The sequence below is a fragment of the Vibrio sp. 1978 genome (assembly GCF_033344345.1).
Map to the genome: position 1 here is coordinate 1 of NZ_JAWPOP010000009.1, position 20,552 is coordinate 20,552.

19 protein-coding genes are annotated in these 20,552 nt (G+C 47.5%); 5 read left to right on the top strand and 14 right to left on the bottom strand.

Annotated features, from left to right (window positions below; genetic code table 11):
- Window positions 1-174 precede the first annotated feature (174 nt).
- The gene (locus R8N49_RS10745; protein ID WP_318189976.1) at window positions 175-459 is read left to right on the top strand and encodes a hypothetical protein; all 285 of its coding nucleotides are present in this window, start codon (window positions 175-177) and stop codon (window positions 457-459) included.
- A 75-nt stretch (window positions 460-534) separates the two neighbouring features.
- Window positions 535-1,218 (top strand): topoisomerase I, encoded by a 684-nt coding sequence (locus R8N49_RS10750; protein WP_086046922.1) that lies wholly within the window; start codon window positions 535-537, stop codon window positions 1,216-1,218.
- A 66-nt stretch (window positions 1,219-1,284) separates the two neighbouring features.
- On the opposite strand, the gene R8N49_RS10755 is transcribed toward R8N49_RS10750, so the two are convergent.
- The 14 genes from R8N49_RS10755 to R8N49_RS10820 all read right to left on the bottom strand — a co-directional run bounded on the left by R8N49_RS10755 (window position 1,285) and on the right by R8N49_RS10820 (window position 15,365).
- Entirely contained in the window at window positions 1,285-1,986 is a 702-nt protein-coding gene (locus tag R8N49_RS10755) for an ABC transporter ATP-binding protein (RefSeq protein ID WP_186584825.1), read from the bottom strand.
- A 22-nt stretch (window positions 1,987-2,008) separates the two neighbouring features.
- Complete coding sequence (locus R8N49_RS10760; RefSeq protein WP_186584823.1) at window positions 2,009-3,292, bottom strand: ABC transporter permease; 1,284 nt, start codon at window positions 3,290-3,292, stop codon at window positions 2,009-2,011.
- 2 nt (window positions 3,293-3,294) lie between these two features.
- Window positions 3,295-4,509 (bottom strand): ABC transporter permease, encoded by a 1,215-nt coding sequence (locus R8N49_RS10765; protein WP_186584821.1) that lies wholly within the window; start codon window positions 4,507-4,509, stop codon window positions 3,295-3,297.
- Window positions 4,506-5,777, bottom strand: coding sequence for a TolC family protein (locus R8N49_RS10770; protein ID WP_104979532.1), 1,272 nt, complete (start codon window positions 5,775-5,777; stop codon window positions 4,506-4,508). The genes R8N49_RS10765 and R8N49_RS10770 overlap by 4 nt, the downstream gene beginning before the upstream one ends.
- The gene (locus R8N49_RS10775; protein WP_186584819.1) at window positions 5,770-6,903 is read right to left on the bottom strand and encodes an efflux RND transporter periplasmic adaptor subunit; all 1,134 of its coding nucleotides are present in this window, start codon (window positions 6,901-6,903) and stop codon (window positions 5,770-5,772) included. The genes R8N49_RS10770 and R8N49_RS10775 overlap by 8 nt, the downstream gene beginning before the upstream one ends.
- Before the next feature lie 186 nt (window positions 6,904-7,089).
- The gene (locus tag R8N49_RS10780; protein ID WP_309304208.1) at window positions 7,090-7,692 is read right to left on the bottom strand and encodes a GNAT family protein; all 603 of its coding nucleotides are present in this window, start codon (window positions 7,690-7,692) and stop codon (window positions 7,090-7,092) included.
- A gap of 3 nt (window positions 7,693-7,695) precedes the next feature.
- A complete protein-coding gene (locus tag R8N49_RS10785; RefSeq protein WP_053349639.1) occupies window positions 7,696-8,121 on the bottom strand; it encodes a GNAT family N-acetyltransferase in 426 nt (141 codons plus the stop codon).
- Window positions 8,122-8,140: 19 nt separating this feature from the next.
- Window positions 8,141-8,896: a class I SAM-dependent methyltransferase gene (locus R8N49_RS10790; protein WP_186584818.1), complete on the bottom strand. Its 756-nt coding sequence runs from the start codon at window positions 8,894-8,896 to the stop codon at window positions 8,141-8,143.
- A 25-nt stretch (window positions 8,897-8,921) separates the two neighbouring features.
- On the bottom strand, window positions 8,922-9,554 hold the full coding sequence (locus R8N49_RS10795) for a class I SAM-dependent DNA methyltransferase (RefSeq protein WP_186584817.1): 633 nt from the start codon (window positions 9,552-9,554) through the stop codon (window positions 8,922-8,924).
- 161 nt (window positions 9,555-9,715) lie between these two features.
- Window positions 9,716-10,231 carry a protein disulfide oxidoreductase gene (locus R8N49_RS10800; RefSeq protein WP_258489691.1) on the bottom strand — a complete coding sequence of 172 codons (516 nt, stop codon included), beginning with the start codon at window positions 10,229-10,231 and terminating at the stop codon, window positions 9,716-9,718.
- Window positions 10,228-12,339, bottom strand: a complete 2,112-nt coding sequence (locus R8N49_RS10805) for a protein-disulfide reductase DsbD family protein (RefSeq protein WP_258489689.1) — start codon at window positions 12,337-12,339, stop codon at window positions 10,228-10,230. Before R8N49_RS10805 ends, R8N49_RS10800 begins: the two co-directional genes overlap by 4 nt.
- 64 nt (window positions 12,340-12,403) lie before the next feature.
- Window positions 12,404-12,802: a hypothetical protein gene (locus tag R8N49_RS10810; protein ID WP_025767242.1), complete on the bottom strand. Its 399-nt coding sequence runs from the start codon at window positions 12,800-12,802 to the stop codon at window positions 12,404-12,406.
- Window positions 12,803-12,904: 102 nt separating this feature from the next.
- Window positions 12,905-13,507, bottom strand: a complete 603-nt coding sequence (locus R8N49_RS10815; RefSeq protein WP_025767241.1) for a response regulator transcription factor — start codon at window positions 13,505-13,507, stop codon at window positions 12,905-12,907.
- A 25-nt stretch (window positions 13,508-13,532) separates the two neighbouring features.
- Window positions 13,533-15,365: a sensor histidine kinase gene (locus tag R8N49_RS10820; RefSeq protein WP_158174055.1), complete on the bottom strand. Its 1,833-nt coding sequence runs from the start codon at window positions 15,363-15,365 to the stop codon at window positions 13,533-13,535.
- 178 nt (window positions 15,366-15,543) lie between these two features.
- On the opposite strand from R8N49_RS10820, the gene dsrO reads away from it, so the two are divergent.
- From dsrO to R8N49_RS10835, 3 genes are read left to right on the top strand one after another with little or no spacing between them, the layout of a single operon-like run.
- On the top strand, window positions 15,544-16,311 hold the full coding sequence (dsrO, locus tag R8N49_RS10825; RefSeq protein ID WP_318189977.1) for a sulfate reduction electron transfer complex DsrMKJOP subunit DsrO: 768 nt from the start codon (window positions 15,544-15,546) through the stop codon (window positions 16,309-16,311).
- Window positions 16,308-17,438, top strand: coding sequence for an NrfD/PsrC family molybdoenzyme membrane anchor subunit (gene nrfD / locus R8N49_RS10830; RefSeq protein WP_258489686.1), 1,131 nt, complete (start codon window positions 16,308-16,310; stop codon window positions 17,436-17,438). Before dsrO ends, nrfD begins: the two co-directional genes overlap by 4 nt.
- A gap of 17 nt (window positions 17,439-17,455) precedes the next feature.
- The gene (locus R8N49_RS10835; protein WP_258489684.1) at window positions 17,456-20,548 is read left to right on the top strand and encodes a tetrathionate reductase subunit A; all 3,093 of its coding nucleotides are present in this window, start codon (window positions 17,456-17,458) and stop codon (window positions 20,546-20,548) included.
- Window positions 20,549-20,552: the final 4 nt, after the last annotated feature.

Here is a 20,552-nt window from a genome sequence, read left to right on the forward strand (position 1 = left end):
TCACTCAAGTTGGATGTGGGATCAAGTTAACTCAGTCACATAACTTTGCTGTCAAGACCTTGCGGGTGAATAGTTACAGCTAACGAAAGCATTAATTGGTTAATTGAAAACAAGACTATCCGCCATAATACGCCAGCTAAAGACTGGTTATTGTATCGTTGGACCAGTTGTGACATGGGTAATTTGATTGATTACAATGAGTTACCTGTCGTTATGCGTTCAGATTTTAAACCACAAGTCGGCGTCGTATATAGAAAAAATGACATTCAAGATGGCCTAGATACATCAGAGGTCAAGCTGGTTGCTGGTTGGCGAAAAACCAATTACTACTTTGGTCGCGACTGGTGTAGCTGGTATACCACACCAGAAAATACCTGGAAGAAAAATCGTGATAGCAGTCAATGGACAGAGACTAGCCGAGCCGTAACTATCTCTTGGAATGACGATCTCTACCACTAACTTATTAGCCTGCGGCCACGGAATAAATAAGTGGCCGCCGTATTTACTAATGAAATAAACGGTAAGACATGACACATGACAAGTAACAAAAAACTCTTGACTGGATCGGCGCTAGCACTTGGTGCAGTACTCGCCATATTTCTGATTAATTCAAATAACAAGAATGCCCAGACCGAACCTGTTGCAAGCCTTGACGAGCAAATCAAGACAGAAGACGCTGCGACAATAAGTGTAACGCCTCCTGAGAGCAATGCTGCTCAAAAGGTGGTTACCACTCCAACACCACAAAGTGGCAATGATGATACTTCCGACGTCATTCCAGCTACACCTTGGATATCTGCCCCATTAAATGAACTGAGCAATGAACTGTACGATTTTATTGAAGCTGAACAGGTAAGTTACATCAGTACGACCGACTATCCATTCGACGAGCAAAAGCAAAAACAATTGCGAACATTAGCTAAGCAAGGGGTTCCTATCTTGTTTGACAATACGGAGTCATCCTATTTGGATAGCTACGGTGTCAGCGAAACCAAAGTCGTATCAGAGTATTTTGGTACGGCGTCTGAAGGTGATGTCATCATCGCTACCGGAGTACAGAATGCAGATGGCAGCATTCATTATCTAGTTTTGCCTTTGAAGAGCAACGATCTCAACGATAACAGTAAATTGATTGAGGACACTAAGCTCGCAATCACTCTACTTAAAGAAAAAAAGCATGACTTGATAAAAGAGAGACAAAACGAACATCGCCAATAAAAAGTAAAGGGAGATAGCCTCTGTATCGCTATTTCCCTTAAAACTCAGTTCTCAATTAAGAAAAGCTCATTTCTCCCTACTTACCGGCACCCTATCCGAAATTACCTTGCCGTCTTTGATGGTGATGATGCGTTTAGTGCGCTCTGCCAGAGCGTTATCGTGCGTCACGATGATTAAGGTTCTACCTTCGGCGTGGAGTTGGTTGAACAGAGCTTCGATCTCAGCACCAGATTTTGAATCGAGCGCGCCGGTTGGCTCGTCAGCTAGGATGATTTGAGGGTCGTTCACTAACGCTCTGGCGATAGCGACTCTCTGCTTTTGACCACCAGAAAGCTGGTTTGGTTTATGGTCTAAACGATCCCCTAGCCCGACTTGCTCTAGCAATTTAGATGCGCGCTGGCGACGTTCTTTGGCTTTGATACCAGAGTAAACCAACGGCAGCGTCACGTTATCAAGCGCCGTCGCATATTCCAATAAGTTAAAGCTTTGGAAGACAAATCCAATCTTTTGGTTACGAATGCCAGCCAGCTCATTCGCACTTAAACTTGCGACGTTTTGGCCGCCAAGTTGGTACTCGCCATCGGTGGGCTTATCTAAACAGCCGAGCATGTTCATCAACGTTGACTTACCCGAACCGGACGGGCCAAGAATCGAAAGAAACTCGCCTTGATTAATGGTTAAGTCAACGCCGTCTAGCGCGCGAACTTCCGCCTCCCCGCTTGAGTAGTATTTACAGATGTTGGTCAGCTCAACAAGCGGCTTCGACATGTTCTCTCCAGAGTTATTGTTGTTATTCACTTTGTAGCGCCTCCAACGGGCTGACTTTTGCGGCTCGGTTTGCAGGTAACCATGCCGAGGCCACACCAATGATCATTAAGGTGAGGATGACAATCGCGACAACGACCCACGACAACTCAGGGACAGGTTTACCCAGTTGTTCATAAAAGGCATTACCCTCTAAAGGAATGGAACTGATGGCAGACACCAGCGCGTACGTCACGCCTAAGCCAAGCGCGCCCCCCATCATCATTGTCAATAAAGACTGCACTAAATAGTGCATGCGAATGGCCGTTGGGGTTGCACCGACTGCCATGCGCACGCCGATATCACGCGTAGATCGCTTTACGGTGGCATACATCACATTGGCAATGCCGACGCCAGCAACAGCTAACGTCACGAAGCCGATAATGCCAAGAAAACTCTGCAAACCTATCAGAAACTGCTGCATACTCTTTTGTTTAAGGAACATATCATCGACTTGGATGACCTGTTCATCACTGACACTTGCCCCGTGCTTACGGGCAATCACTTGCCTGATCGTCTTTGCTAAGGCTTCTCGGTCTACATCGGCTTGTGGTTGCACATTGATGCCACCAATTTCACCGTTGACATGAAATCGCTTCCACGTCGCTAACGGCACAAAGCTGGAATAGTTGATAAGATCCCCCTGTTCTATTTGGGCGCTGTTTTTCTCCAATACGCCCACAACGATGAACTCCTCATTGCCGATTTTTACCTTTTGCCCCACAGGGTTGACTTGCAATGTGACTGTCGCAAACCAACTAAAGTCCTCATTCGGGTTGAATAAGTCGGCTGCCAGTTCATAACCCAGTACAACGACTTTGCGCGTCTCTTTTTGATCGAGTGGGTTTAACCATCGCCCCCCCGCCATCGGCACCAAATTGGTCATGGATTGAAACTCGCTCGTGACCGCTAACGGCTCTTGCCACGAGCTTCTGTCACCAACGGTGATGCGCTCTTTCCACTTCGCCGTTGGCGCAACGCTTTTTACATCGGGTAACGCTCGAACAACCTCTGAATCGTCCATTTTTAGTGTCAGAAACTTACCTTGGTGAAAAGCACCGTGGTCGACGGTGGCCATCCCTCCGGTCAAATAAATCAAGTTGCCATTACCATTTTGTGCGGTTTTCAATACGCCTTGACGAATACCCTCACCTACCGCCAACATAGCAGAGATACAAAGGGTCGCCCACGCTACTGCCAGAATGGTCAAACCCAATCTCAGCTTTTCTGCGGCCATTTCTTGGAAAATTTGTCTCATCGGTAACAACATGACTAAGCCCTCGCACTCAAAGCAATGACTGGCGTGAGACGCGATGCTCGCCTTGCTGGGAAATACGACGCCATCAATGCCAAGATAAGCGTCACAAGTAAAGACCAAGCAATGGAATCTGGCGTGATCACAGGTAAACCAATCCATTCCGGTAATGCCATGCTGCTTAGGACAGACACCACGGCATACGAAAACATCAGACCTAATGCCGTGCCCACAGCTACCAAAATAAGCCCTTCAAGAATAAACTGACTGAGTATGGATTTTTGAGTCGCCCCGATCGCCAAACGCACACCGATTTCACGCGTGCGCTCCGTGACAGATAAAAACATGATGTTGGCAACGCCAAGCGCACCGACCGCCATGGTCATCGCGCCGCTCGCTCCGAGAAAAATCTGAATGCCACGCAAAATTCCACTGATGACCGCCGCACCTTCACTAAAATCGGGTAATTCGACCGCATCTTTATCACTTGGGTCAAAATGAAGCTGCTTGGCGAAAAAGTTCACGATATTTGGTCGAAACGACGGTGCATCCATCCCATCTCTCGGCTTCATCAATACCATCCAAGGTTTCGCATCCCACAAATCGCGGTACGTTGTTTGAGGAATGAAAACCGTGCGGCTATCGCCGAATGAAATGCCAGTGTCCTCACCAACGGTTATCCCAATCACCAAAAACGGAATGCCGTTGACTTTGAGCCTATCCCCGATTTGGATTCCGCCCATTTGCGCAATTTGATCGCCTAACACCGCCACGCGAGTATGGTTGTTCATATCACTTGGTGACAGATTTCTCGAACCAGATTGCAGCTTGCGTTGCATTAAAGGAAAGTAAGACGTGTCAATACCGCTGACCGTACTCGATAAGTTCTGTCCTTTGAGATTGGTGATATTCGCATCCCATTTGGCGTAAACGCTCGACGCCTGTTGCACGAAGCCCGACTGTTTGATCGTGTCGACTTTTTCTTGTGGAATATCAATTTGTCGTCTTGAAGGTAACCCTTGCCACGGTTTACTGGTACTCGACGGAAACACCACTTGCACATTGTTGATCATAAAGGAAAACGACTGGGTCTGATGGCGATAAAAGCCTTCGCCAAGTGCGATTAACACCACCACAGAGATCACGCCCCAAGCAATCGCGATAATGGCCAGCACGCTCTTCATGCGGTGCGCCATCAACGTTTGCCAAGTTTGTTGCAATAGACTGCTCATGAATGAAAAGCTCGAGAGATCAACGCCATGGTATCGTCATCGAGTTTCCCTGCGGTTTGCAGTAAGCCGATTCTCTTACGCCAATAGCTGTACAAGTTGGTTTGCAGACTGTTTTTCGCCTCAAACAAGCTGTTGTGTGCACTGATAACTTCCGACACTTCAAGCAGACCAGCGTCGTAAAGTTTCTCTTTGCTTTGCAACACTCTGGCGCGCGACTCAACCAGCTCGTTCGCTATCAAAACTTGATTCCAGTTGATATCGACCTGAGTAAACTGCTGAATAACTCGTTTCTGAATATCAATTTCCACTCTACGCATATCTTGCTTGGCGCTTAAAATGTTCAACGATGCTTCGTCCACTTTCGCTCGCACTGCACCATTGAGGTCAATCGGCAAACTCAAACTAATCCCAGCGTTAAACTCGCCGTTTGAACGATTGTCACCATCGCTGTAGCCCACACTGCCTTTGACGGTTGGGTAGTATCCACCTTTAGCTGAATCTTTCGCGAACTCGCTCGCTTTCACCATCTGCGCCGCCACCAACAGCTCTGGACTGCTGTCTTTAGCCAGCTTTAGCCATTGCTCCTGAGAGTCCACCAGCATCGGCGGCTGAATCAAAGAATCCGTTCGAATTTGGTCGACACTCTCCGGCATTTGATTGATTAACGCCGCAAGCTCTGCTTTTTTCACTTCGAGATCGGCTTTTGCATTGAGGATACTTGCTTGCTCAGAGACTTGATTCGCTCTCATCTCTTCGACATCAACCGACTTCACTTTGCCTGCTCGATAGCGTTTCTCAATGATGTTGAGAAGTTCTTTCCCCTCCTCCAGCTTGGACTGCGCCAATTTGAGGTCGCCCTGTGCGCTTGCCACATCTAGGTAAGCGGTGAGCAACTTTTGCGCAAGCTCGTTATGCGCTTGAGATAACTCTAACTGTACTTTGAGATAATTGGCATTCGCTTGATCCAGTTCCGACCACAAACTACTATCCCAAATAGTTTGAGTTAAGGTAGCGCCGTAACTGTTCGAATGGCTTGAGGACTCATTCCAATCCGCTGACGCACTGGCACTTAAACCCGGCAATAACGCACTGCGGCTGCTCTGTACGCCAACCTCGCCAAGCTGGACGCCGATTTTCGCTTTTTCGTAATTTGGATCGTTCTGCTTTGCTTGTTGCCAAGCTTGTTCAATAGAAATTGCATAGGTAGGCAAACTGAGCGTGGTAGCCAACAATACAAAGGCGATTGTTGGTCGTTGCAGCTTAACCATGCGCCGCTCCCATCATACTGTTGTCGATAACCTCTTCATCAAGCTCCACGCCGTCAAGCACTTCGACATTGATGCCATCTGACAGACCGAGTTTCACAGGTTGTTTATGAAACCCTTGTTCTGAGCTATCGGGGATCAGAACATTCGGTGCGTCACCATCAAATTGCAGAGCGCGCTCCGGTAGAGTGAGCACGTTTTCAGACTTCTTCAGAATGATTTGAGCCGTCGATGAAAAACCAGAACGAAGCAACACATCTTGTGGGATCTTGAGTTCTCCCACTTCAACCTCAAAACCGTTATCAAAACTTTTTGCCGAAGCATTGCCCTCTGGTGAGTTAAGGTTCTCAGATTGAATCGCCACTTTGGTTAGCACACCAGAAATCGCCACATCAGGATAAGGCGCAACCGTCAACATAACGGGCATTCCCGGAGACAACTGCGCAGCATCATGCTCACTGACGCTACCTTTAAAAATCAGACTGTTCATGTCGGCCAATGAAATCATTTCAGTCGCGGCTTGGCTTGATTGAGTCGAGATGATCGGCTCTCCGACCTCTACTTTCTGGTTGAGTACTGTGCCATCAATTGGCGCGTAGATCGTCGACGTTAAACGCGCATCGCCGATAGACGCCTCACCACTGCGGATGAGTTCGAGATTCTGGCGCTTTTGCAATACGTCCGCTTGCGCAGATTTGACTGCCGAGCGCGCACTTACGTATTCGTCGTAGTTACTTGGAATAATGTCTTGCTTGACCAAGCTTTCTAAGTTGGACAGTTTTTGTTTGGCGGATTCCAGATCGGCTTCGCTACGCATGAGTTCTGCCGATGCATCCGTTAATGCTTGGGGTGTTGGGTTTGGACGCACTTTGATCAGCGGCTGGCCTTGCTTCACCTTTTCACCAACTTTCGCGTAAATTTCACCGACGATACCGTCGATTTGTGACTTGATAGACACAGAGTGTGCAGGGACAATTTTACCAACAGCCACCGCTTGTTTTTCAATCGTGCCTTTTTCCACAATCAATGTAGGCAGCAATTCTGGTTGAGCAGCAGATTGGAGATAGAAATACGTACCACCGCCGAGCAGCGCGATGCTCACAGCGGAGACAAGCCAACGTTTCGTCATTATTTATTCCAACAATTATTGGGTAGTCTAATGACTACTCCTAAAACACAAAGTTGAAGGAATAATATCCTGCTTTAATAGCGGTTTGGTTGTCACAGTTGGTATGGTTTTGTCAGTCGCCTCTGACAATCAAAGACTAAAAAATCTCGACGAATCATTCAGCAAAGACGCTGTCTACGATGGCAACTAACATGCTCTGTAACCGCTCATTTCAACCGCTATCAATTTCATTCTGAACAATGTGCAAAATGGCGCAGTTCCGATATCCTCCAATTGCATATCCATACAGTCTTGCGCCTCACGTCCTAGAGCAGGAAAAACTGCATGCGCTTTTAAAATGCCTTGGCTGATAAAGCCGCATTTCTCCAACACACGGATACTCGCGTGGTTGCCAATATGCGGGGCGGTGCGAATGCGCGTTATACCCAAGCTTTGCAGGTAGACAACGCCAAGTTTGCAGGCTTGGGTTGCATAGCCTTTTCCCCGATAGCGAGCAGAAATACCAAAATGGATTTCACTGCTGTCTTGCTCAGGTATCAGCACCAGACAACCAATAGGAGTTTGAGAAGTGAGTTCTTCAATAGCGAAGACTAATAGATTGGGAGACTTTTGATCATATTGAGCACACCATCTTTCGATGGCTTCAAGGGTTTGATTAACATTTTGGTGGGCTTGGCGATTGAGGAAGCGGCATGCTTGCTCATCGCCTAAATAGTTTTCAAACAGAGGAGCAGCGTCTGTTGTTTTGAGGTATCTGATTGCCACTTGTTGAGATTCAACTCTCATCATGATTTAGCTCTGATAAACATTCGGTTTCCAGATTTGCATGAAGTTTTCTACTGGAGCAATAGGAGTGAACCCAAACTGTTCGTACAACCCATGAGCATCGCGGGTTGCAAGCATCATACGGCGTAAGCCTTGTAGTTCTGGATGAGCAACAATTTCTGATATCAACAACTTACTGATGCCTTTACCACGGTGTACCTCCACAACAAACACATCGGCAAGGTACGCAAACGTGGTACGATCGGTAATTAACCGAGCAAAAGCAACGAGTTGATTTTCATCATCCAAAACCGCGAAACAGAACGAATGGCGCAATGACTTCTCAAAGCGTTCTCTTGGAATACCCTTTCCCCAATAACTGTTTGAAATGAACTGGTAGATAACGTCTAAATCCATGTCATCTAACGACATAGTAATTCGAAATCCTTGCATTGTATCCCTCAACATTGATTTATATTTTCTCAGCCACACAGACAAGCGAGTTGGCATTCGCCTCAAATACTTGCGCTGACCAAGATTGGTACTTCTCTATGATTCTGAATTCCGCTTGTTCAAGGAAACCCTCTATGTCTTCTAGCGGACGATATTTTAAATCAATGCTGGAATGCTCAATCGTTCCACTTTCAAAATGGCGCTCTTTGTTCAAATACATGATGGACGTTTGCAAGTCATACTCGGCCTTCATACCGAAATAATTCACTTCACCATAGGTTGGAGAAACATAGGTTTGCCACAGTGCCATCTCATTATCCAGTTCTAGATTCTCTGGCGTTGGTAACCGCGTATCGAAGACAAATCGCCCACCTTTTTCGAGGTGTCTTGATATTGAGCTCAGTGCACCTGCTAGCATCTCATCACTTAAAAAGGCTTGGAATGCATTCCCTGTCATTATGGCTAGGTCAAACTTCTTACCTAACGAAAACTGGGTTGCGTCGAGATGAAGAAAACGCAAGTTACTCCTGCTTTTGGCTTTGTCCTTTGCATGTTTGAGCATCCCTTCAGAAATATCAATGCCAATGGCTTCGTTGAGTTGCTCAGAGACTGGAATCGTGACAATGCCGGAACCACAACAGACATCCAGTACACTTCGAGCATTGGTTTCTTCGATTAACCTTGTGATAAAAGCAATGTCGTGATGGTAAAGCTGGTCGTATTGAGCATCGTATTCAATGCCAGACCCGAACTCGGTTAAATCTTGTGTTTTCAAAAACAATCCTTGTTTGTTACTTATTTCAGCGGTGTGACTTTTTCAGCTCTAGCATCAAGTATCGACACACATAACCAACACCAGATACGTAACCAATCACATTTTCTAGGGAAACCACTTCCAACCCCGCTTGCTGACAGAGTTGCTCAACTTCACTTTCGGTATATGCCGTATGCACGACCGATCCACTATAAGTATTTCGAGGCAAATCTTGTCCATCCGGATCGTGGTATTGAAAGCTGACAAAACATCGTCCATTCGCAGTTAGCTTATGCGAAATGCACTCCAGAAGTTGTTGAGGCTCTGCTAGAAACTCAGTAAAACCAAGTGCGGTGATAAGGTCGAAGGTTTGTTCAAACAAAGGGGAAAATGGCTCATCGAGATTATGAACCGCGACGCTTTGATAGAGGTTAGTTTGGCGCGCTTTATCAACCATTTTGGACGAGATGTCTAAGCCATGGATGGCGAGTTCTGGATAGTGACTTTTTACGATATGGCCGATACTGCCAGTCGCACAGGCTAGGTCGAGAACCGAGCCTTGCTCGATGGGAAAGGTTTTTAACTTCTCAGAAATCCAACGTGGACCGACGTAGTGACTGTCATCCACCAACTTTTGATAGCGATCCGACACATCATCATACATTTTTGCTACGTTCATCGTTTCCTCCTTGATAACCAGAACGATGCTCGAATGTAGCACGCAATAAGCATCTAGACACTTATTGGTTAACTAGTTCTTTATGGTATGTGACCGACTGGTTGTTTAGGACAACAAAAAAATCCGATACTCAATATTTTGAATATCGGATTTTTATAGCGTTATCGAGCTAACCAAATTCTCGCTAGTATTCCTATCGGAGTGGTAACGCCAGTTGTGACAGAGGAAATTTCACCATTTCTTAAAACATAAATGGTTGGGGTCACGCTAATTTTCCATTCGCGCATAATATCGCTTGAAGGATCGTTTATGTTTTCGAAACGATATTCTTTTGCCCTCATAAACTGCGCCACACGCTCATTTGGCCCTGATGAGCCAGAAACGCCAACTACGGCATAGTCATCACTCAGCCAACTCACGCTTGGGCTTACAAATTTACAAGCGGGACACCACGTCGCCCAAAAATAAACAACGACAGGTTGTTCATGACTTTGCGCGATTGCATCGAAGTATTCATCATCGCTCAATACGGAGCTCAATGGTGGTGACTCCTGTTTAGGAATATCTTTAGTGCGATACCAATCCATCGCGATGGAAATGACGGTGACAATAAGCACCATCTGTACGATTTGAACGAGCCAATATCGGAATGTTCTACGCCGCTTTGTCGAACTCATTGAATAGCTCCCCCACTCGCTTGCTTCACCGCACTTAAAACAACATCATCAGTCAGAATCACAGGTAACGGGATACCTTGTGGCGCTGCCGGGCCATAGACGATGTTAAACGGCACACCGTAACGCCCATGAGCTCGTAAAAAGTCAGTTACCGAGCCGTCCGGATGTGTCCAATCCCCTTTTAACGTCGCTACATTAGGGCTTTGCAGCAATGAGTAGACAGGATCTTGCCAGATCACGCCGATCTTGTTCGCTTTACACGTGACACACCAATCCGCAGTGACATCCACAAACACCACTCGCCCATTATTGACGTAATCTTCAATCGCCGAGTTAGAAAGCTTCTGCCACGCTAAGTCCTCAGGAAGCGGTGTCGCCCATTGGTCGGCAGTGACACTACCAAGTAACAGGCCACCAGCTATCAACACTAATGACGCAGTTCCGGATACAGCAAGCGCTTTCTCACCATACACTTTCTTAACTCTTGCCATCATTACAACAAAAGCAGCCACAGCGATAAGTGCAATCCATAACATCGGTACATGATTTGCCATTAATGAAAGTAGCCAAACGCTGGTTGCCAACATCATTATGCCAAACGCTATTTTAACGACATTCATCCACGAGCCAGGCTTTGGTAGTTTCAGCGCGATATTTGGAAACACAGCGACTAAGAGCCAAGGCAGTGCCATACCCAATGCTAATGCTGTAAAAGTTGCAAATAACGTTAATACGTCGGCACCCAAGGCAAATGCCACGGCCGTTCCTAGAAAAGGCGCGGAGCAAGGCGTCGCAAGCAATGTGGCAAACATACCTTGAACATAGTGACCAACTAGAGAGTTATCACCTTTCGAGGCCAGCCATGTATTGGTACCCGATGATAGACGGATTTCAAACAGCCCCAGCATATTGGCCCCAAACAAAGTGGTGACCAACACCATCAAACCTAAGAACCAAGGGCTTTGAAATTGCACGCCCCAGCCAATGGCATTACCTGTTAGCTTAAGCACCAAAATAAAACCAGCGAGAATCCAGAACGACGTTAATATACCAAGTGACGAGGCAACAAACTGAGCGCGAATTTGACGACGCTCGATACCTTGAGCGGCAACAATACTACTTAGCTTCATCCCCAAAACCGGAAGAACGCAAGGCATGATGTTAAGAATTAAACCGCCGAGCAACGCGAATAGAAAAACACTCGTTAGAGACGTGCTCGGCAACGGTTCAACTATTGCCTCAGCAGTTGCTTGAGTGGTTTCTTCTGCTAGTAAATTGGTGTCTTTGATGGTCACAAACAGCGACTGACCATCTAACTCCACATCGCCCAGCCAAGTATCAACGATATAGCTCGCGGTGACGATGTTTCCTTCTTGATGCATTCCTTCAAGCTTGAAGCTATAGTCTCGCGTTGCTTCATCGACACCATCCACCAGCACTTGTGGTTGTTGCCAACCCTGACTGTTCTTTAGCTTGATTTGTAGTTTCGATTGGTTCGCATCCCAACTCACCTGAGTAACATCAATAAACGGCGATGGCTGCGGCACGTTACTCACTGCTTGAGCGTAACTGAACATCACGCCTTCATCGACTGTTAGATCAGAAGGCAAGAACGTCAATTGAATTTGATAGTCGGTCAGCACACAAATCGTCGTACAAGAAGAAAGTGTCAGTACCGCATCAATCGTGACAGGTCTGGACATGTCTTCGACGTGCAGCGTCATGGGGAACAAAGTATCGCCTTTATACCCAAGAGTCTCGATACCTAACAGTTCGAATTTTTGTGGGTGCGGCCATTGCCAATCCACTTTGGATAAATTTTGTGAATTTTGCCAATCAATAGATGGTGCTACGCCGCCCTCACCAGGTGAACGCCAGTAAGTTTTCCAGTCTCCGGTTAACTTGACATCCAAATAACCTGTAAGTGTTTTGGCTTGCGGATCTTGTTGACCAGTAAGCACAAAGCGCGTTTGCACTGGAGGATGTTGTGGGTTGGTTAGCCAACCTGTATCAGTAGTTTGAGCTGAAATACTCAGAGAGAGCAAACTCAAAGCAAGCGTCATAAAAAACATGAACGCAAACTGAGTCAGTTTAGTAATTTGATTCATAGTGATTCCTAGTTAAAAGACAAAGGTGCTAAATAACTGACGCTAGTGGTCAGAAAGCACGCTTTTATTCTCGGAACACACAGAAAGTCAGATGGACTCGATACTTACGGCCTATCGGTTCCGTCCAATGTTGCGCACCAATATAGGCACTGCACAACCAAATTGCCGAAGCAAAAAGACCGACAAACAGAACAACAATAAATACATCGAGTTGATGTTGAGAAAACTGAATTAACTTTTCAGACAATTCGCACTTGCTAGTTTCTTTAGTATCAATCGACTTGACGCTCGAACGCTCATCAGCAAGTGAAACCGCGGGCGATTCCGCCTCATATTTCATAGAGCATGACGATGCAAAGCCTGAATTTTGCATCAGACACACAACGACCACCCAGCCAATAATCGCCAGTAGCCATTTTGCCCGCTTATGTGGCGTGTGATGTCGTTTAGTCAACAAACTCATAAGAATTCAGATAAAGTAAGAACGAAGAAGATAATACGCGAGTCGTCATAAAGCTCAAGTTGTATCCTCTAAATAGCCTTAAGAGGCTTCACTCGGTAAGCTTTAATCTAGCTTGCCATAAATATATGCCAACTCTGCGACGGTTTTTGCCGAGAACTTCTTCAATAGATTAGCTCGGTGTACTTCAACCGTTCGCATTGCTATGCAAAGTTCGTCAGCAATACGAATGTTGCGCTTTCCTTCAATAATCAAACGTAAAATGTCTTTTTCTCTAGGTGTGAGCGATTCATAAGCCGATTTAGCTGCTGCCATATCGAGGTTTGTGGCAGACTGCGCCTGTCCCTGCAAAATGGCTCGTGCCAGTTCATCGCCTTTGACTGGTTTTTGGAAGAAATTGACCGCCCCAGCTTGCAATGCATCGACCGCCATCGGAACATCACCATGCCCTGTCAGATAAATAACGGCTAGCGGGCTGTTGGCTTGATTTAAAATTTGGTGCACTTGCTGGCCACGAAGGTTGGGCATTCGGCTATCAAGGATCACGCATCCGGCCTGATGAATGTTCACTTTATCGAGAAAAGATTGCCCATCAGCAAAAGTCGTCACGTTGAAGTCATGCTCTTCCAACATAAAAGCGAGCGAGTCACGCACCGATTCATCATCATCGACTACAAAAACAGGTAGCTGCTTTTCACCGCTGCTCATTGAGTGCTCCTATGCCTAGTTCAGATTAGTTTTGATATGGAAACACAAGCTCAACCAAACAACCATGTGGTGCTATCGAGCTGATGACAAACTCGCCACCATGCATTTCCATCACATCGCGACAAATGGCTAACCCCAGCCCAAGCCCTTCTTCTTTGCTACTCACAAACGCTTGAGTCGGATTCTCTTGCTGCAACCCTGTACCATTGTCTAACACTCGAATAGAGAGTTGACTGATTTGGTAATCGCAATGCAGGGCAATTTTACCTTGATAACCTGATGAGTGATATTTCTCTTGGAACAAAGTACACGCATCAATCGCGTTGCTGATCACATTAACTAAAACCTGTTGTACGCCAACTGCATCGACAAGTAATGGACGAATGTTCCCTTCTGTACTGGCCACAATAGAAATGTTTTGCTTCTGCATTCGAAAATGGAGTAACTCAATCGTGTCATCAATGAGTACTTGAAGATCGCACGACGTTTTGTCGACACTGCGCTTACGAATCAACGTTCTTAATCGCTGAATAATTGCATCGGCTCTTTCAACTTGGCCCTGTATTTTCTCAAGTACAGGGACAATATCTTCATGAGGGCGCTTTTTGGCCAAGCGAAGTAAACCGCCTTCACTATAGTTGCGAATGGCTGCCAGTGGCTGATTGAGTTCATGAGCAAGACTAGTGCCGATTTCTCCGACAATCGCGACCCTTTGTGAATGTTCTAACTGTTCACTTTTCTCTTTTAATCGTAACGATGTCTGCTCCAACGCTTGCTTACTCTTGCTAAATCGATACTCAAGCCAAAAGTGGTACGCGTTCAACACAATCACAAACATGAACAGCGCCCATGCCCATTCTTGATGACTACGCAGCCAGCGTAGAGCCTCACTCCACCAAGGTTGTTGCAACGGATGGAGATCCAACGCCTGATAAAGTTTGTCGATGCTCAGCAAGCTGACGGGGGACGTCCAACCTGACGCGCCTGCCGCAATAACCGCAGGGTGTTCAGGTGGCATCGCTAACAATACTTGCGCAATCTGTTTGGCAATCTGAGCTGAGCCGCGCTCTGTTTTGGCAAATGACCAGTTAGGATAAAGCGGTGTGGAAACAGCGCATAACGAGCGCTCGTTCGGCTGTTGATTTAAAACTCGGTAATTACCCGGTTGTAAAAGCCCTTCACTTAACATCTGTTCCAATAAACAAGCGGGGACGACGGCCGCTTCCACATTACCATCACGTAATTGATACAGGTTGGCATCAATAGGAAAACCAAGATAGCGGACATCAGAAAAGAAATCGTTTGGATTAAGCCCCATTTTGACTATTTGATAGCGCATCGTTAGATAACCACCAAACGCTTTTTCTGATACCGCCGCAACGGGACGTCCTGAGACATCTTGCACCGTTTGATAACTTGAATTGGCTCGAACCACCAGCGCCGAACCAATGCCGTAATTCGAGTTTTGTGGTGCTCTGCTGGTTAGCGTTGCCATCCACGACAGCGCGTATTGCCTGCCCAATCGCACTGCCTGACCTGGGTTGGTTAAGATGAAATCTATCTTCTGAAACTTCACCGCTTCGCCCATTTCATCCAAGTTAAGGGGATGAAGGACAAAATGCACATCGGAAATTTGCTGATTGAGCCAATCAATGGTCGGTTGCCATCTCTGCTCAGCATAAAGATGGCCGCGTATCGCTAACACGCCCACTTCGACTTTTTGCTTGACCTGTGGCTGCTCTGCTTTTTGCTCTTGCATTCCTTGCAGATATTCTTGTTCAGAAACAGCGCCCTGAGCCAAAGATGCAAAGGCAACTAAGCAAAGAATCCAAAGCTGAAGCCACAGTGCTTTTTTCATGATGAGTCGAATCGTTCCGTCAAGAGAGTGCGACAAGAATAACAGCTACCTTCCCTAAACCACATTTGTTTTAGATCAAGTTTGATCTGGGTATGTGGAAATCCACAATATAAGCCTCGCAGTGCATTTCTCACAATGGAATCAGTCAATTCAAATACAACAAAAAAGCAGGTGAGTTATGGATTCCACCAAACGTCGCTTTCTCAGCGCGGTCACAGCCGGAGCCGCGTTAATTCCAGTCGCAGGCATTGGCACGGCAACTGCGGGAAACATTATTCGAAATAACCAGTCCGCTGACCGAAAAGGACAAGTCGGGAAGCGTTATGCCATGGTGATAGATTTGCGTAAATGTGTCGGATGCCAGGCTTGCACTGTGGGTTGCAGCATCGAGAACCAAGTGCCTATCGGTCAATTCCGAACCACCGTAAAGCAATACGAAGTTACGTTAGATGATGGCTCTACAGCCACGCGAGAAGCAAAAGCCTTTATGCTACCGCGCCTTTGTAACCACTGCGACAACCCACCTTGCGTGGCAGTGTGTCCGGTTCAAGCAACCTTTCAGCGCGAAGATGGCATTGTCATGGTGGATAACAGTCGCTGCGTAGCGTGTGCGTATTGTGTACAAGCTTGCCCTTACGATGCTCGCTTTATCAATGAAGACACCCTCACCGCAGATAAATGTACCTTCTGTGCTCACCGTCTAGAACAAGGTCTATTGCCTGCCTGCGTGGAAACCTGTGTTGGCGGAGCACGTGTAATTGGTGATTTGAATGATCCATCAAGTGAAGTTCGCCGCTTAATTGCGAAGCACCAAGACGATATCAAAGTGCTAAAGCCCAATGAAGAGACCAAGCCGCATGTGTTTTACATCGGCATGGATGAACTCTTCACCAGCCACATCGACGGGCAGCCAGCTATTTACGACCCACAAGGAGAGCGCGCATGAACATCACCGAAGTGTTAGTCCAACCTCAAGCAATGGCTTGGCTCCCGTGGGCGGTGCAGTACTTCTTTTACATCGGTTCTGCTTACGCTGCCGCTATTTTGTTCCTAATCGCACTGTTATTTGAGCAACACACCAGTCATCGGTTACGCGCCGCGCTGGTGCTAACGATGGCCATCGGCGCTATCGTAGGCCCGTTGGCGTTAACTGGCGACCTTCACCAGCCGGGACGAGCTTGGCATTTTTACGCGCACATCACGCCGTGGTCATGGATGTCTTTAGGGTCGCTTTTCTTGCCTGTTTTCTCAGGCTTAGCGGTAGTGACCGCATGGCTGTATCTCCGCCAGGATCTGATCAACTTACGTAATCAGCCAGGGAAAGTACTGCCTCTAATTTCAAAGCTGTCACTGGGTGACTGGGCGCTCTCTCGTAGAGCCATGCTTATGGTGTCCGCCATCACGGTGCTATCAGGCCTCACCATTGCAGTCTACACAGGCGCTGAAATTGCGGTCGTTAAATCGCACTCGTTATGGCACCAACCAGCGTCACCGATTCTTTGGTTTGTTACTGCTTTTATGGGCGCGGTCGGCTTCGCTCTGCTGATTTGGCTTTTGCTGCCTAGTCAGTCGAAGATACTGACATCTGGCGATACCCATTTACTAAAAAAATCGGTCGTCATCAGCGGTGTATTGACGCTAATACTGCTGCCAGTTTGGGCATCCAACAATTCCGCATTTTCACTCTACTCCAGAGAGCAATGGATACAAAACATCGCTCTGCTCACTTTGGTTATTTTAGGCAGCATCATCTTCGCGTTTATGACAATGAGAGACGCCAAATCATCAACAACGTCTCGCATACATCGTGTCATGGGCTCGTTGTGCCTGTCGTTGATCACGTTGGCAAGTGCATGGCTGATTCGCTGGTTTACCATCATGGAAGTGCAAACCATCGCCAAGTTCGATGCAGGGCTGTATCCATACCAGCTCACTATGGATGGAAATGGCTGGATAGGCATTATCGGCATGCTCGGATTATGGCTTGCACTGGCACTGCTCGGTTCAGAGCTGGTTCAACCAAAACAAAATATCGAAGCAAAAGCCTCATCACTCACCTTAACTGAACGCTAATCAAAGAGGATTTCATCATGGATAACAAACGCCGTCAGTTTTTGAAATCAGGCATTGCAGTGGGTGGGCTTGGCGCATTCGCGGCGGGTTACGCCACCACAACCAAACACATGGTCGAGGGTGCGCTCGAAGGCACTGCGGGAGAAAAAACGCGTGATATTCACCACGGTAACTCGCTTGAACCAGAGTACACGGTCAACAGCAAAGGCAACCTAATCCCTAATCCAAATCAGCGCGTTGCGCCATCGATGTGCTTTGGTTGTTGGTCACTGTGCGGATTGCGTGTACGCATTGATAACCGCAACGACGAGATTTTGCGTATTACTGGCAACCCATATCACCCACTCTCTCATCAGCAACACATTCCGTTCGAAACGCCAGTCAAAGATGCTTATTTAACTTTGGCAGGAGAAGCGGGCCTTGACGGGCGCTCAACAGCATGCGCACGTGGCAATGGGATGCTAGAAATTCGCAACAGCCCGTACCGCATTACTCAGCCACTGAAACGAGTTGGAAAACGCGGCGAAGGAAAATGGATTCCGATCAGCTACGAGCAATTGATAGAAGAAATCGTAGAAGGTGGTGATTTATTTGGTGAAGGCCATGTTGATGGCTTACGCAACATTCGCGATTTAACAACGCCCGTAGATCCTGAAAACCCAGAATATGGACCGAAAGCCAACCAATTGTTAATGACCAACGCCGGTAACGAAGGCCGAGACGACATATTCAAACGCTTCGCGTTCAACAGCTATGGTACACGTAACTTTGGGCATCACGGCTCTTACTGCGGCTACGCATTTCGTGCTGGCAGCGGCGCATTTATGAACGACTTAGATAAGAACGCACACTTAAAGCCAGATTTTGATAATGCGGAATACATCATCTTCATCGGTATGTCGCCTGCGCAAGCGGGTAACCCTTTTAAGCGTCAGGCGCGCCAACTCGCCAATGCGCGAACAGAAGGTAGCTTGGAATACACCATCATCACACCAAGTTTGCCTGCTGGTTCATCGAGCTTGGCTGCCGGTGACAACAACCGCTGGGTACCAATCAAACCAGGCACCGACTCTGCCCTCGTGCTTGGCATGATCCAGTGGATCATCGAAAACCAACGCTACAACAAAACCTTCTTGGCGCAGCCGGGGGCAAACGCGATGAAACGAGCCGGCACCGCGCACTGGTGTAATGCTACGCATCTCGTGATAAGCGATAATCAGCACCCGAGAAACGGCACGTTTTTACGCGCGTCCGACTTGAATCTGCCATTCGAGGGCGAAGCGTTGTCTGACTCCGACCCGTACGTCATCGTGGATGAGCAAAGCGGCGAATTTGGTGTTCATACCCAAGCTGAGGAAGCAGCACTGTTTGTCGATAAAACGGTTTCGCTTGCATCGGGCGAAGTGCGCGTAAAATCGTCTCTACAAAGACTCAAAGAAGAGGCGTTCAAATACAGTCTTGAGTTCTACAGCCAACAATGTGAAATCCCTGTCGAACAAGTTGTTGAACTAGCAAAGCGCTTCACCAGTCACGGAACAAAAGCGGTGGTCGATACCCACGGTGGCAACATGCACACCAATGGGTTCTATAACTCGTTTACCATCATGATGCTCAATGCGTTGATTGGTAACATAAATATGAAAGGCGGCGCGATGACCAAAGCGGGTGGCTACCCAACTTCCGCTGCGGGTCCTCGTTACGACTTCACCAAATTTGCTGGCAAAGTCGGCCCGAAAGGCGTCTTTTTGTCGCGCAGTAAATTCCCCTACCACAAAACCAGCGAATACAAACGTCGCGTTGAGGCAGGTGAATCACCTTACCCAACTCGCGCCCCTTGGTATCCGTTTGCCGCGCCACTGCTGACAGAGCACCTATCTGCGGCTATTGATGGGTATCCATACCGCGTTAAAGCGTGGATCAATCACATGGCGAACCCAATGTATGGTGTACCCGGCTTGAAAGCGCTGCTGGAAGACAAGCTTAAAGATCCAAAGCAGCTCGGTTTGATTGTGTCTGTTGATGCGTTCATTAACGAAACCACCGCATTGTCGGATTATATTGTGCCGGACACGGTCACCTACGAAAGCTGGGGTATGGCAACGCCTTGGCACGACGTTCCGGTGAAAACCATCACCGCTCGCTGGCCGATTGTGGAAGCGCGAACAGAGAAAACCGCCGATGGTCGTTCAATTTGCTTAGAAAACTTTTTGATTGATGTCGCCAAGAAAATGCAACTAGGCGGCTTTGGTGACAACGCGATTCAAGATGCGCAAGGGAATTGGCACGCTCTCCACAGCGCTGAAGATTTCTACTTACGTTCCGCGGCAAACTTGGCTTATGTGAAAGGCGGGGTGCCTGAAGTTTCGGCAGAAGACATTGCGTGGTCCGGCCTAGAGCGTTTAATGCCAGCCATGCAGAAGACGCTGACAGCGGATGAGATGAAACGTGTGGCGTTTATTTTTGCTCGCGGTGGACGTTTTGAAAATGCAACCGAAGCGTATCAAGGTGAGCAAATGAAGCACAAATGGACACGACCTGTCGCGATATGGAATGAACGTGTCGGCAGCGCAAGAAACACCATGACCGGTGATTTCTACACGGGTTGCCCAACATGGCATCCACAAAAACTGGCCGATGGCACACCAATGGAAGACCAGTTCCCAAGCTCAGAATGGCCTTTCAGCCTGACGAACTTTAAATCCAACATTCACAGTGCGGTATCCAATCTATCGCCAAGGTTGAACTCGATTAAAGGCGTAAACCCAGTGTACATCCATCCAATCGATGCCGAGCGCGCAGGCATTAAAACGGGTGATGAGTTTGTTATCGAGACGCCATCTGCAAGCACCAAAGCACTTGCGATGATAGTCAGCGGGATTCGCCCTAGCACACTCGGATTTGAACATGGGTTTGGTCATACCGAGCTAGGACAACGCTCGCACTGGATCGGCGATAAACAACAACCCGTAAAAACGCGCAGCCAAGATGGCGTCAACATTAACGACATTGGCTTAATTGATCCTACCCGAGAAGGTAAAGGTGTATTGTTGGATTGGGTAGTGGGCGCGGCGGCACGTCAGTCCCTGCCGGCCAAAATCCGCAAAGCGTAACGCC

Coding starts and splice junctions, on each gene's coding strand:
- R8N49_RS10835 (WP_258489684.1), top strand. CDS start 17,456: ATGGATAACAAACGCCGTCAGTTTTTGAAATCAGGCATTGCAGTGGGT.
- R8N49_RS10820 (WP_158174055.1), bottom strand. CDS start 15,365: ATGAAAAAAGCACTGTGGCTTCAGCTTTGGATTCTTTGCTTAGTTGCC.
- dsrO (WP_318189977.1), top strand. CDS start 15,544: ATGGATTCCACCAAACGTCGCTTTCTCAGCGCGGTCACAGCCGGAGCC.
- R8N49_RS10765 (WP_186584821.1), bottom strand. CDS start 4,509: ATGAGCAGTCTATTGCAACAAACTTGGCAAACGTTGATGGCGCACCGC.
- R8N49_RS10810 (WP_025767242.1), bottom strand. CDS start 12,802: ATGAGTTTGTTGACTAAACGACATCACACGCCACATAAGCGGGCAAAA.
- R8N49_RS10760 (WP_186584823.1), bottom strand. CDS start 3,292: ATGTTGTTACCGATGAGACAAATTTTCCAAGAAATGGCCGCAGAAAAG.
- R8N49_RS10780 (WP_309304208.1), bottom strand. CDS start 7,692: ATGATGAGAGTTGAATCTCAACAAGTGGCAATCAGATACCTCAAAACA.
- R8N49_RS10750 (WP_086046922.1), top strand. CDS start 535: ATGACAAGTAACAAAAAACTCTTGACTGGATCGGCGCTAGCACTTGGT.
- R8N49_RS10775 (WP_186584819.1), bottom strand. CDS start 6,903: ATGACGAAACGTTGGCTTGTCTCCGCTGTGAGCATCGCGCTGCTCGGC.
- R8N49_RS10800 (WP_258489691.1), bottom strand. CDS start 10,231: ATGAGTTCGACAAAGCGGCGTAGAACATTCCGATATTGGCTCGTTCAA.
- R8N49_RS10815 (WP_025767241.1), bottom strand. CDS start 13,507: ATGAGCAGCGGTGAAAAGCAGCTACCTGTTTTTGTAGTCGATGATGAT.
- R8N49_RS10795 (WP_186584817.1), bottom strand. CDS start 9,554: ATGAACGTAGCAAAAATGTATGATGATGTGTCGGATCGCTATCAAAAG.
- R8N49_RS10805 (WP_258489689.1), bottom strand. CDS start 12,339: ATGAATCAAATTACTAAACTGACTCAGTTTGCGTTCATGTTTTTTATG.
- R8N49_RS10770 (WP_104979532.1), bottom strand. CDS start 5,777: ATGGTTAAGCTGCAACGACCAACAATCGCCTTTGTATTGTTGGCTACC.
- R8N49_RS10755 (WP_186584825.1), bottom strand. CDS start 1,986: ATGTCGAAGCCGCTTGTTGAGCTGACCAACATCTGTAAATACTACTCA.
- R8N49_RS10745 (WP_318189976.1), top strand. CDS start 175: ATGGGTAATTTGATTGATTACAATGAGTTACCTGTCGTTATGCGTTCA.
- R8N49_RS10785 (WP_053349639.1), bottom strand. CDS start 8,121: ATGCAAGGATTTCGAATTACTATGTCGTTAGATGACATGGATTTAGAC.
- nrfD (WP_258489686.1), top strand. CDS start 16,308: ATGAACATCACCGAAGTGTTAGTCCAACCTCAAGCAATGGCTTGGCTC.